This is a genomic window from Psychrobacter sp. AOP7-A1-24 (genome assembly GCF_052376235.1).
In the GTDB taxonomy this organism is placed as follows: domain Bacteria; phylum Pseudomonadota; class Gammaproteobacteria; order Pseudomonadales; family Moraxellaceae; genus Psychrobacter.
Genome location: NZ_JBQSVM010000029.1, coordinates 1 through 13,493 on the forward strand (window position 1 = coordinate 1; position 13,493 = coordinate 13,493).

The window sequence follows — 13,493 nt, forward strand, 5'->3', positions numbered from 1 at the left end:
AAACAAAATAACAAATAGTTATTAGAATTGTGCTGAAAAATTTAGAATTGAAAACTATAGCGAAGCAATCATTTACGATATGTATGATAAGGACAATTATTTATTAGATAGCATATTGTAATCTGTGGCGTAGCTTGTTATATTATCGCTGCACTCAACGGTAGCCGTTATTTTAGACTACCGTAGTGCCAAATCAGGTAAAGTTAATAATTTTACCGCCAAGGGCTTGCATTCTATGCTAAATATTGTATAATGCTGTCCTTTACACCCATAGGCGATTGGCTCAATTGGTAGAGCATCGGTCTCCAAAACCGAGGGTTGTAGGTTCGAGTCCTACATCGCCTGCCATCTTCTTATCACATCTTTGTTGTACCCCACCATCTCCGAAGCGAGTTCTTTATGAGCAATGATCAAGATAACCTCGAGACTAAGTTATCTGATACCAAGGCGGGTGCTGGTGGAATGCTGTCTAAAGATAAGCACGTTTCAGCTAGCGGTACTACTGCTGTTGAAGTGGCTAAGACTGGCTCAGCAAAAGATTTGATTTTGTGGCTACTTGCTGCAGCTGTATTAATCGGTGCGACTCTAGTAAATCAATACTTACCAGGCTATTGGCAACCCGCCAACGACGTCTGGGTACGTATTGGTATTATTGTCGCACTTGTTGTATTTGCATTAGTTTGTTTGGCGTTAACGCACCAAGGCCGTGCTTTTAAAATATTGTTAAAAGACGCTGCTGTTGAGCTTCGCCGAGTGACATGGCCCGGTAAAGATGAAACCTTTCAATACACATGGCAAGTGATTGTCGTGATTGCGATTGCAGGTTTGTTTATTTGGTTATTAGATAACTTTTTTAATTGGTTCGTTGGTATTTTTATCGGTTAATAGCACGTATTAGTGACTATTAATAAGATATTTACTTATAACGACTTATTTATAATGATCAGGAGCGTGATATGCGTTGGTATATTGTCCAAGCGTTTTCAGGATATGAAAAACAAGTACAACGTTCATTAACTGATCGTATTAATCGTAGTGACTTCACTGAGTCATTCGGTGATGTATTGGTTCCTACTGAGGAAGTCGTCGAAATGAAAGACGGCAAAAAACGTAAAAGTGAGCGTAAGTTCTTCCCTGGATATGTATTGATCCAAATGGAAATGAACGACAATACTTGGCACATCGTAAAAGACTGTCCTCGTATTATGGGTTTCATTGGTGGTACGCCTGAGATGCCTGCACCGATTACACAAGTAGAAGCTGATCGCATTTTAAACCGCTTGAACCAGACTGAAACTGACCCACGTCCTAAGACTCTATTCGAGCCAGGCGAAGAGTTGTTGGTTATCGATGGTCCGTTTACTGACTTTAAAGGGTTGGTTGAAAAAGTGGATTATGAGAAGTCTAAGCTACATCTAACGGTAAACGTATTTAATCGACCTACACAGGTTGAGCTAGAGTTTAGTAAAGTTGAAAAACTAGACTAAAATAGCAAAATATTCATCAACCGGGGAGCTGTTATTTAATTAGGTATATACCCTGTTAATTTGGCGCTATCACCCATTCAGGAGAGTAACATGGCTAAGAAGATTGATGGTTACATCAAACTGCAAGTGCCTGCAGGCAAAGCAAATCCTTCACCACCTATTGGTCCAGCTTTGGGTCAAAAAGGCGTGAACATCATGGCGTTCTGTAAAGAATTTAACGCTGCGACCTCAAGCCAAGAGCCAGGTCTACCGATCCCAACTGAGATCACAGTATACAGCGATAAATCTTTTACCTTCATCATGAAGTCACCACCAGCTGCATACTTACTACGTAAGGCTGCTGGTATTGCTAAAGGTTCAGGTACACCGAACACTGCTAAAGTTGGTAAAGTTGACCGTGCACAACTAGAAGAAATCGTTAAGACTAAGGATGCAGACTTAACTGCAGCTGATCTTGACGCTGCTGTTCGTACCATCGCTGGTACTGCACGTTCAATGGGTATTACCGTGGAGGGTGTATAATGTCTAAGCTAACCAAACGTCAAAAAGAAATTCAAAGCCGTATTGATAACGAAAAGCAGTACACTATTGAAGAAGCGGTTCAAATCCTAAACGATTTGCCAACGCTAAAATTCAAAGAGTCTATCGATATTTCAGTAAACTTGGGCGTTGACCCACGTAAATCTGATCAAGTAGTTCGTGGTGCAACCAACCTACCTGCTGGTACTGGTAAAACTAAACGCGTTGCTGTATTCGCTCAAGGCGCTGCTGCTGAAGCCGCTAAAGAAGCTGGTGCAGACATCGTTGGTTTTGAAGACCTAGCAGAGCAAATTAAAGCTGGTAACATGGACTTTGATGTTGTTATCGCAGCTCCAGATGCAATGCGTGTTGTTGGTCAATTAGGTACTATCCTAGGCCCACGTGGTCTAATGCCTAACCCTAAAGTTGGTACAGTAACGCCAAACGTTGCTGAAGCTGTGACTAATGCGAAAGCTGGTCAAGCTCAGTATCGTGTTGATAAAGCTGGTATCATCCATAGCACTATCGGTCAAGTAGGTTTCACTGCTGAGCAAGTTATGCAAAATGCTCAAGCACTAATCTCAGACCTAAAGCGTGCTAAGCCTGCTACTTCTAAAGGTACTTTCATTAAGAAAATTACCTTGTCTAGCACTATGGGTCCAGGTCTAACGATCGATCCAGTACCTTATCGTACTGCTAAATAATTAAAGTCTTTGTCTTTCAGTACTTGAACTTCAAGTATTTTGAATAACAAACACAAACAGTTTTTAAAGAATTAGGTCAGCGTAGTATTTGCTACGCTGTCTAAGACCGTAGGTAGAGAGTGGTTTAAAGTTATAGGTAATAATCTTCGGGTAGTTATTATAATGATGAGTCACTTTTGTTAATCGACGACAGATGAAAATCTTAGTTGTCCTACGCAGACGGTGGCCCACACAGTTTAAGACAAGAGCGAATAGGGCGATATGGATTATTTATAATCCTCAAACTATTACTCAACGTCATTCTGATAACGGTGCCGTAATCAGTCGTTACCAGTAGATGCTTTTTTTACTAATTGAATCTGCTGGTAATGTGTCGTATCAAGTCAGTCTTAGCTTATAGTTCAAGCGTATAAAAACGTTGTTTTTAGCACTTTTATTATAAATTGATTGATAAGATTAAAGGAGTCAACTTATGGCATTAACGCTAGAGCAAAAACAACAAGTTGTGGCTGAAGTGTCTGAAGTTGCTGCTAATGCTTACTCAGCAGTAGCTGCCGAATATCACGGTATTGGTGTTGCACAGCTTACTCAGCTGCGCCAACAAGCTCGTGAAAAAGGTGTTGTTTTGAAAGTGGTAAAAAATACACTAGCAAAACGCGCTTTTGAAGGCACTAAGTTTGAGAGCATGTCAGACCGTATGACTGGTCCACTACTTTTGGCTTTCTCTATGGAAGATTTGGGATCTGCTGCTCGAGTCGTTTTCGACTTCAGCAAAGATAACAAAGCTTTAGAGACCAAATTAGTATCAGTCGGTGGTGAAGTTTATGGTCCAGAAGAGCTAGAGCGCGTATCGAAGCTACCAACTCGCGACGAAGCAATCTCTATCTTGATGGCTACTATGAATGCACCAGTGACCAAGCTTGTCCAGACTATGAACGCTGTTCCTGGCAAGTTCGTTCGCACTGTAGCGGCAATCAAAGACGCAAAAGAAGCTGCTTAATTGCTTGTTTTAACGTAACTTTAACATCGCTAATCTTGGTTGCACTTTATTGTCACACCTATTTGAAATGTCGACAAGCAATCAAAGCGATATTAGAATCAATTAATTTTTATCAGATAACGGAGAGTTCTCATGGCACTATCTAAAGATGACGTGTTAAATGCAATCGCTGAAATGTCAGTAATGGATATCGTTGAGCTAATCAGCGACATGGAAGAAAAATTCGGCGTAACAGCTGCTGTTGCTGCTGCACCTGCTGCTGCTGGTCCTGCTGCTGCTGCTGCTGAAGAAAAAGACGAGTTTGACGTAGTTCTTGCCAGCTTTGGCGAGAAGAAAGTTGGCGTAATTAAAGCCGTACGTGAAGCTACTGGTCTTGGCCTAAAAGAAGCGAAAGATTTGGTTGAAAGCGCTCCAGCTCCAATCAAAGAAGGCGCATCTAAAGCTGAAGCTGAAGAGTTGAAAAAGAAACTTGAAGAAGCTGGTGCAACTGTTGAACTAAAATAAGTTTAACTACTGTACGAAAAAAAGCTGGTAATGCCTTGCATTGCCAGCTTTTTTTTACTATAATTCGTAGCTTGACCTTTTGTGTCTGCCAACATACGTATGCAACATCACGGTGGATACCCATCAAAAGGACAGACGATATACATGCAAGCACACATGCCAGTTTTTGAAATCAGTTAATATGAGCTAAACGTCTGTAGATGTTTGGCATTTTTTTGTGTCTGCATGCTTTCCTATTAACACTATAGTTTATACTGATTCTAAAAGTTATAGTTACCCCGATTATTATTAATTCTCAAAAAAGCTGTTGATCATAGTTGCCTACTTGATGTGGTATGACTGTCGATATTTAGTCTTACAGACAGTTTGTATGTGTAGGGGATATAGTTGGTGATAAGTAGTCTAGATGGCAAGCGGTATATATGCAATTGTTATAGAGGTTATTTCCCAGCAATGTATTAGTAAATCAAGCCTGATAAGTAATCCATTGTAGGCTATGTGATATTGAATTTTCTGGTTGCAACAGTCATATAGACTGATTCACTTACCATGAATTTAGCAAGCAACGATGAGATTAAGTGAAGTGTGCTAGGTAAGCACTGAAGAGTAAAGTAGTAATTGACAGAAAAGACATGAACTGAACACGAAGACCCGTTTTATATTATCGTTTACGTCGCCGCGTTTGCATCGTATTTATGCTGACTGGCCACGCTTTTAATTTGTTTCCACGTTTACTGTAAGGACTCTCGATGGCATATTCTTATACTGAAAAAAAGCGTATTCGCAAAAGTTTTGCTGAATTGCCCACTGTAATGGACGTTCCCTATTTACTGTCTATTCAAGTAGATTCTTACGAGCAATTTTTGCAAGAGCACAAAAAGCCAAAAGCTCGTGAGAATACTGGTTTGCAAGCTGCGTATTCCTCTATTTTCCCAATTGAGAGTCACTCTGGTAACGCAGAGCTACAATTTGTTGAGTACTATTTAGGCACGCCTGAATTTGATGAGCGTGAGTGTATCTTACGTGGTTCAACGTTTGCTGCGCCTATGCGTGTCAAAATCCGTTTGATCATCAAAGACAAAGATAGCAAAGACAAAGACAGCAAAGCGGCTATCAAAGATATTCGTGAGCAAAGCGTTTACATGGGCGAGATGCCTTTGATGACTGCTAACGGTACTTTCATTATCAATGGTACTGAGCGTGTTATCGTATCTCAGCTACATCGTTCACCTGGTGTGTTCTTTGACCATGATAAAGGTAAGTCGCATTCAAGTGGTAAAGTGCTTTATAACGCACGTATTATCCCTTACCGTGGTTCATGGTTAGACTTTGAATTTGATGCAAAAGACTTAGTATTTGCTCGTATTGACCGTCGCCGTAAACTTCTGGCATCAATCATTCTACGTGCACTTGGTTTAACAACTTCTGAAATCCTAGATTTATTCTTTGATAAAGTTGCGGTTTATAAAGGCGAAGAGCAGTTTGAAATCGATCTAGTTGCTGATCGTCTACGTGGCGAGATGGCTCAGTTTGATATCGTATCACCAGAAGGTGACGTTATCGTAGAGCAGGGCAAACGCATCAACGCACGTCGCATCCGTCAGCTTGAAGAAGCAGGTATGACGAAAATTGCTGTGCCTGATGAGTATCTATATGAGCGTATCTTAGCGGAAGATATCGTTGTTAATGATGAAATCATTGCTAAAGCGAACACGCCAATTGACCATGAATTATTGGTTAAATTAAGCGCGTTTGAAGCCAGTGAAGCGCTTAAAGAATTTAGCATTCTATTCACTAACGATATCGATCAAGGTAGTTATATTGCTGATACGCTACGTGCAGATAGCACGTCAAGCCGTGAAGAAGCATTGATTGAAATCTATAAAGTTATGCGCCCAGGTGAGCCACCAACGGTTGAAACTGCTGAAAAACTGTTTGAAAGTATGTTCTTCAATGCAGATCGTTATGATCTATCAAACGTTGGTCGTATGAAATTTAACCGTCGTCTTGGTCTAGAATTTGATAACTCTGATGATCCTAATGTACAGCGCGAACGCAGTGTATTGACCAACGACGATATCGTTAACGTTCTAAAAGAGCTTATCGAAATTCGTAATGGTCGCGGCGATGTTGATGACATTGACCATCTTGGTAACCGCCGTATTCGTTCAGTAGGCGAGATGGCAGAAAACCAATTCCGCGTTGGTCTAGTACGTGTTGAGCGTGCGGTTAAAGAGCGTTTAAGCTCTGCTGAATCAGATAACTTGTCACCACAAGACTTGATCAACTCTAAGCCTGTTGCGGCTGCGGTTAAAGAATTCTTTGGTTCAAGCCAGTTGTCACAGTTTATGGATCAGAACAACCCGTTGTCTGAAGTTACCCATAAACGCCGTGTATCAGCATTAGGACCTGGTGGTCTAACTCGTGAACGTGCAGGCTTTGAAGTACGTGACGTACATGATACGCATTATGGCCGTGTATGTCCTATTGAGACTCCTGAAGGTCCAAACATTGGTCTTATCAACTCACTAGCAACATTTGCTAAAACCAATAGCTTTGGCTTCTTAGAAACGCCGTATCGCCGTGTGATTGATGGCAAAGTAACGGATATCATTGAATATCTGTCAGCGATTGAAGAAGTAGGTACTGTTATTGCACAGGCTGACTCACCGTTGACCGAAGATGGTGCGTTATCTGATGAAATGGTCAGTGTACGTAGCTATGGTGAATTTGTTCGTATGCCGCCAGAAAAAGTAACGCATATGGACGTATCACCAAGTCAGGTAGTATCGGTTGCAGCAGGTTTGATTCCGTTCCTCGAACATGATGATGCTAACCGTGCCTTGATGGGCTCGAACATGCAGCGTCAGGCTGTTCCTACGCTACGTGCTGATAAGCCGTTGGTAGGTACTGGTATGGAGCGTCACGTTGCTCGTGACTCTGGTGTTTGTGTTATCGCTAAGCGTGGCGGTGTGATCGAAGATGTTGATGCATCACGTATCGTTGTTCGTGTAAACGAAGACGAGATGACTGCTGGTGAAGCGGGTATCGATATCTACAACTTGATCAAATACACGCGCTCTAACCAAAACACTTGTATCAACCAACGTATCATTGTTAACCAAGGTGATGAGATTGCTTTGGGTGATATCTTGGCTGATGGTCCTTCAACGGATCTTGGTGAGCTAGCACTAGGTCAGAACATCCGCATCGCATTTATGCCGTGGAATGGTTACAACTTCGAAGATTCAATTTTGCTATCTGAGAAAGTAGTTAAAGAAGACCGTTTCACTACGATTCATATTCAAGAATTGACTTGTGTGGCTCGTGATACCAAGCTAGGTACAGAAGAAATCACTGCTGATATTCCAAACGTTGGTGAAGCAGCGCTATCAAGTCTTGATGAAGCAGGTATCGTGTATATCGGTGCTGAAGTTGACGCTGGTGACATCTTAGTTGGTAAAGTGACGCCAAAAGGTGAAACGCAACTAACGCCAGAAGAGAAATTACTACGGGCTATCTTTGGTGAGAAAGCGGCGGATGTAAAAGACACGTCACTACGTGTACCGACTTCTAGTAAAGGTACGGTTATCGATGTACAGGTCTTTACCCGTGATGGTGTTGAAAAAGACGCACGCGCAAGAGCGATTGAAAAATCGCAGCTTGATAGCTACCGCAAAGATTTAAAAGAAGAGCTACGTATCTTTGAAGAAGCAGCACGTGGTCGTATTGGTAATCTACTAGATGGCCAAAAAGTTAGCGGCGGTGCTGGTCTGAAAGCTGGTACGGTTATGGCATTGGCTGATATGAAAGATATGAGCCTTGAGACATTGCTTGATATCCAACCAGTAGAAGAAGAAATCTCTGAGCGTTTGACCCAGATTTCTGATTACTTGGTTGATAAGCAAAAAGATATCGATGTGAAATTTGCTGAGAAAAAACGCAAATTAACTGCTGGTGATGACTTGCAACATGGCGTACAAAAAATCGTTAAAGTATATCTAGCGGTTAAGCGTCGTATTCAGCCTGGTGATAAGATGGCTGGTCGTCATGGTAACAAAGGTGTTGTTTCACGCATCATGCCAGTTGAAGACATGCCTTATGATGAAAATGGTAATACCGTTGACATCGTATTGAACCCACTTGGTGTACCATCTCGTATGAACATCGGTCAGGTTCTAGAGACGCATTTGGGTATGGCAGCGAAAGGCTTGGGCGAGAAGATTGACGGCATGCTCAAATCTCAAGCGGCGATCAAAGAGCTACGTGACTTCTTGGACAAAATCTATAACCAAGTCGGCGGCGAGCAAGTTGATCTTGATAGCTTGAGTGATGATGACATCATGGCGCTATCAGCCAACTTACGCGGCGGTGTACCAATGGGTACCGCAGTATTTGATGGGGCAAGAGAAAGCCAGGTCAAAGATTTGCTAGAGCTTGCTGGTATGGATCGTGATGGTCAGCAAACGTTATATGATGGTCGTACTGGTCAGAAGTTTGACCGTAAAGTAACTGTTGGCTATATGTACATGCTCAAACTTAACCATTTGGTTGATGACAAAATGCATGCACGTTCAACAGGTTCTTACTCTCTAGTAACGCAACAGCCATTGGGCGGTAAAGCACAGTTTGGTGGTCAGCGCTTCGGTGAGATGGAAGTATGGGCACTAGAAGCATACGGCGCGACTTACACGTTGCAAGAAATGCTAACGGTGAAGTCGGATGACGTTGAAGGCCGTACGCGTATGTACAAAAACATTGTTGATGGTGAGCAGTACATGGATCCAGGCATGCCTGAGTCATTCAACGTACTGACCAAAGAAATCAAATCACTGGGTATCAATATTGAGTTAAAACAAAGCAACTAGCCCGTTGTTTAACTTAGTTGTCCACTAAAGGCAGTCTGCTTTATTGCTGCTTTTAGTGATTTGTCTCAACCCTATTCATTGCCTTCATTCATCTTATCTGCGTTAATGGTACGCTGTCAGATGATTATAAAGATAACGGAGAAGCAACTTGAAAGATTTACTCGATATCATGCAAAGCCCTACCGGCAACGGTAACCAAGAGTTTGATAGCATTCAAATTACTTTAGCCGCACCTGACGTCATCAAGTCATGGTCGCACGGCGAAGTAAAAAAGCCTGAAACCATCAACTATCGCACGTTCAAGCCTGAGCGTGATGGTCTTTTTTGTGCCAAAATCTTTGGTCCAGTAAAAGATTTCGAATGTCTATGTGGTAAATATAAGCGCCGTAAGTTCCAAGGCGTTATCTGTGAAAAATGTGGTGTTGAAGTTACCACTGCTAAAGTTCGTCGTGATCGCATGGGTCATATCGATCTAGCCAGTCCAGTAGCGCATATTTGGTTCCTAAAATCATTACCAAGCCGCATCGGTCTATTGTTAGACATGACGCTACGTGATATCGAACGCGTTCTGTATTTCGAAAGCTATATCGTTACTGAGCCTGGTCTAACTAGCTTAGAAAAATACCAGTTGCTTGATGATGAAGATTATTACAAAGCGCTTGAAGAGTTTGGTGATGAATTCACAGCCAAGATGGGTGCTGAAGCGGTTCAAGACCTATTGAAAGATATCGATATGGATCTTGAGATTGATGAGCTACGTGAAGCGATTCCACAAACTGGCTCTGAGACTAAGCTTAAGAAAATGTCTAAGCGTCTCAAACTATTAGAAGCATTCCGTGATTCTAATAACAAGCCTGAGTGGATGGTAATGAACATCTTGCCAGTACTACCACCAGACTTGCGTCCGCTAGTACCGCTAGAAGGCGGCCGTTTTGCAACGTCAGATCTAAACGATCTATATCGCCGTGTGATCAACCGTAATAACCGTCTTAAGCGTCTGCTTGAGCTGAGCGCACCTGATATCATCGTGCGTAACGAAAAGCGTATGTTGCAAGAATCAGTAGATGCGTTGCTTGATAACGGTCGTCGCGGTCGTGCTATCACTGGTAGTAACAAGCGTCCATTGAAATCTTTGGCAGATATGATCAAAGGTAAACAAGGTCGTTTCCGTCAGAACTTACTTGGTAAGCGTGTTGATTACTCTGGTCGTTCAGTTATCGTTGTAGGTCCAACACTGCGTCTACACCAGTGTGGTCTACCTAAGAAAATGGCACTAGAATTGTTCAAGCCATTTACTTATAACAAACTATTGTCTCATGGCTTAGCAACGACGATTAAAGCTGCCAAGAAGATGGTAGAGCGTGAAGAGCCACAAGTTTGGGATATGCTGGCCATGGTTATCCGTGAACATCCAGTACTTCTTAACCGTGCACCAACACTTCACCGTTTGGGTTTACAGGCATTTGAGCCAGTATTAATCGAAGGTAAAGCCATCCAGTTGCATCCGCTTGTTTGTACTGCATTCAACGCCGATTTCGATGGTGACCAAATGGCCGTTCACGTGCCATTGACGCTAGAAGCGCAGCTTGAATCACGTGCCTTGATGATGTCTACCAACAATATCTTGTCACCTGCGAACGGTGATCCGATCATCGTACCATCTCAGGATGTTGTACTGGGTCTATACTATATCAGTCGCTCGTCTATCAATGCTAAAGGCGAGAGCATGATTTTTGCTACCGTTAATGAGGCATTGCGTGCGATTGGTTCAAACGACCTACATGTAAACGCAAAGATTAAAGTGCGTGTTACTGAAACGCAAATTGACGAAGAAGGTAATGAGACTAAAGAAATCAGTATCAAAGATACGGTTGCTGGTCGTCTACTTATCTGGAATATCATGCCTAAAGGTATGACGTTTGATGAGTGTAACCAAGAGATGACGAAGAAAAACATCTCTCGCTTAATTAACTCTTGCTACCGTAAAGTTGGCGTAAAAGAAAGCGTTATGTTTGCTGACCAATTAATGTATCTTGGTTTTGCTCAAGCAACGCTATCTGGTGTGTCTATCGGTATCGACGACATGGTCATCCCACCACTTAAGAAGCAAATTATCGGAGTGGCAGAAGGCGAAGTTCGCGAAATCGAAGATCAATTTGAGCAAGGTTTCGTTACTGCTGGTGAGCGTTATAACAAAGTCGTTGATATCTGGTCACGTACCAATGACAAAGTCGCTAAGGCGATGATGGACAACTTGGCAACAGATAAAGTTATCAATGCACAAGGTGAAGAAGACGAGCAGAAATCATTCAACTCTATCTTTATCATGTCAGATTCTGGTGCTCGTGGTAGTGCGGCACAGATTCGTCAGTTGGCTGGTATGCGTGGTCTGATGGCTAAGCCGGATGGCTCAATCATTGAGACACCGATTAAAGCTAACTTCCGTGAAGGTTTGACGGTACTACAGTACTTCATCTCAACTCACGGTGCACGTAAAGGTCTAGCAGATACGGCACTGAAAACGGCTAACTCAGGTTACCTAACTCGTCGTCTAGTTGATGTGGCACAAGATTTGGTTATCACGAGCGATGATTGTGGTACTGAAGAAGGCCTACTCATGAAACCACATATTCAAGGTGGTGAAATCATTGAGAAGCTAGGTGAGCTAGTACTGGGTCGTGTGACTGCTCGTGATGTTACCTACAATGATGATACTGATAAAGTATTGATTCCAGCAGGTACATTGATCGATGAGTACTGGGTCAACGTCCTTGATAACAACGCGATTGATGATATCTGGGTACGTTCAGTAATTACGTGTGATGTCGAACATGGCGTTTGTTCACAATGTTATGGCCGTGACCTTGCTCGTGGTCATAAAGTGAATATCGGCGAGTCAGTGGGTGTTATGGCCGCACAGTCTATTGGTGAGCCAGGTACTCAGTTGACTATGCGTACGTTCCACGTAGGCGGGGCAGCAAGCTCGGCTTCTGTAGACAATAGCATCTCTGTACGTAATGCTGGTCAAGCACACTTCGAGAACATGAAGACGGTTCAACATACTGATGGTCATTTAGTCATCGTATCTCGTTCAGCTGAAATCGCATTGACCGATGAGCTTGGCCGTGAGCGTGAGCGCTATAAAGTACCTTATGGTTCTAGCGTACTAGTAAAAGACGAAGAGCAGGTCGAAGGTGGTCAAACTATCGCTAAATGGGATCCGCATACGCATCCAATTATTACTGAATTTGCTGGTACAGCACGCTTCAGTGATATCATTGATGGTAGCACTGCAACAGTGAAGGTTGATGATGCTACTGGTATGAGCTCATTTGAAATTTTAGCCACTCGTGACCGTTCAAGCTCAGCAAAAGACTTACGTCCTGCGATCATCTTGAACACTGACGAAGGCAAAGAAGTTGTTTACTTCTTACCAGCTGAAACTATCATCCGCGTGAGTGATGGTGAGAAGGTTGCAGCAGGTTCGATCTTAGGCCGTGTACCACAAGCTTCCTCTGGTACGAAAGATATTACCGGTGGTCTACCACGTGTTGCTGATTTGTTTGAAGCACGTCGTCCGAAAGATCATGCCATCATGGCAGAAATGACTGGTGTGGTTAGCTTTGGTAAAGAAACCAAAGGTAAGAACCGTTTCATCATCACCAACGAAGATGGTGAAGTACATGAAGAGCTAATCCCGAAATGGCGTCAAATCAACGTCTTTGAAAACGAAACGGTAGCACGTGGTGAAGTGATCGCTGATGGTCCACAGAACCCGCATGATATCTTACGTTTGAAAGGACAAACTGCGCTTGCTGACTATATCGTCAACGAAGTACAGGATGTTTATCGTCTGCAGGGTGTAAAAATCAACGACAAGCACATCGAAGTTATTATTCGTCAGATGCTGCGTAAAGTTGAAATCACTGATGGTGGCGATTCAAGCCACTTCAAAGGTGATCAGGTAGAGTATGCTGATATCAAAGCCTTGAATGCTAAGCTAGAAGCGGAAGATAAGTTCCCAGTACAGTTTGAGCGTCAATTGCTTGGTATCACTAAAGCAAGTCTAGCAACTGAAAGCTTTATCTCAGCGGCGTCATTCCAGGAGACAACTCGTGTCCTAACTGCGGCTGCTGTGACTGGTAAGGTAGATGAGCTACGCGGTCTTAAAGAAAACGTGGTTGTTGGTCGCTTGATTCCTGCAGGTACTGGTCTTGCTTATCATAAGACACGTAAAGAAAAAGCAGATCAGAAGCTACAAGATAAAGATCTTAATGCGGCGTTTGATATGACTGCAAGTACGGACAGCAAAGACTTTGCAAGCTTTGATGAAGCCTTTGCTCAAGAGTTAAACCAAGACAACTAATCGTGTTGAATATTTTTGACTCACGCTCAATTTAATGAAAAAGCC

The 13,493-nt window shown here is 42.7% G+C and carries 8 protein-coding genes and 1 tRNA gene; all 9 read left to right on the top strand.

Annotated features, from left to right (window positions below):
• Nucleotides 1-272 precede the first annotated feature (272 nt).
• A tRNA-Trp gene (locus tag ACT3QQ_RS10200) sits at nucleotides 273-348 on the top strand.
• Between the two features lie 51 nt (nucleotides 349-399).
• On the top strand, nucleotides 400-885 hold the full coding sequence (gene secE / locus ACT3QQ_RS10205; RefSeq protein WP_444523248.1) for a preprotein translocase subunit SecE: 486 nt from the start codon (nucleotides 400-402) through the stop codon (nucleotides 883-885).
• 71 nt (nucleotides 886-956) lie between these two features.
• Complete coding sequence (gene nusG / locus ACT3QQ_RS10210) at nucleotides 957-1,487, top strand: transcription termination/antitermination protein NusG (RefSeq protein WP_201599900.1); 531 nt, start codon at nucleotides 957-959, stop codon at nucleotides 1,485-1,487.
• A 90-nt stretch (nucleotides 1,488-1,577) separates the two neighbouring features.
• Entirely contained in the window at nucleotides 1,578-2,009 is a 432-nt protein-coding gene (gene rplK, locus ACT3QQ_RS10215) for a 50S ribosomal protein L11 (protein ID WP_444523249.1), read from the top strand.
• Entirely contained in the window at nucleotides 2,009-2,710 is a 702-nt protein-coding gene (rplA, locus tag ACT3QQ_RS10220; protein ID WP_444527931.1) for a 50S ribosomal protein L1, read from the top strand. The genes rplK and rplA overlap by 1 nt, the downstream gene beginning before the upstream one ends.
• A 472-nt stretch (nucleotides 2,711-3,182) precedes the next feature.
• Nucleotides 3,183-3,710, top strand: coding sequence for a 50S ribosomal protein L10 (gene rplJ, locus ACT3QQ_RS10225; RefSeq protein WP_444520349.1), 528 nt, complete (start codon nucleotides 3,183-3,185; stop codon nucleotides 3,708-3,710).
• 132 nt (nucleotides 3,711-3,842) lie between these two features.
• Nucleotides 3,843-4,214, top strand: coding sequence for a 50S ribosomal protein L7/L12 (gene rplL / locus ACT3QQ_RS10230; protein ID WP_057761722.1), 372 nt, complete (start codon nucleotides 3,843-3,845; stop codon nucleotides 4,212-4,214).
• A 749-nt stretch (nucleotides 4,215-4,963) separates the two neighbouring features.
• Nucleotides 4,964-9,082, top strand: a complete 4,119-nt coding sequence (gene rpoB, locus ACT3QQ_RS10235) for a DNA-directed RNA polymerase subunit beta (RefSeq protein WP_444520347.1) — start codon at nucleotides 4,964-4,966, stop codon at nucleotides 9,080-9,082.
• 148 nt (nucleotides 9,083-9,230) lie between these two features.
• Nucleotides 9,231-13,448 (top strand): DNA-directed RNA polymerase subunit beta', encoded by a 4,218-nt coding sequence (gene rpoC / locus ACT3QQ_RS10240; protein ID WP_444527932.1) that lies wholly within the window; start codon nucleotides 9,231-9,233, stop codon nucleotides 13,446-13,448.
• Nucleotides 13,449-13,493 lie beyond the last annotated feature (45 nt).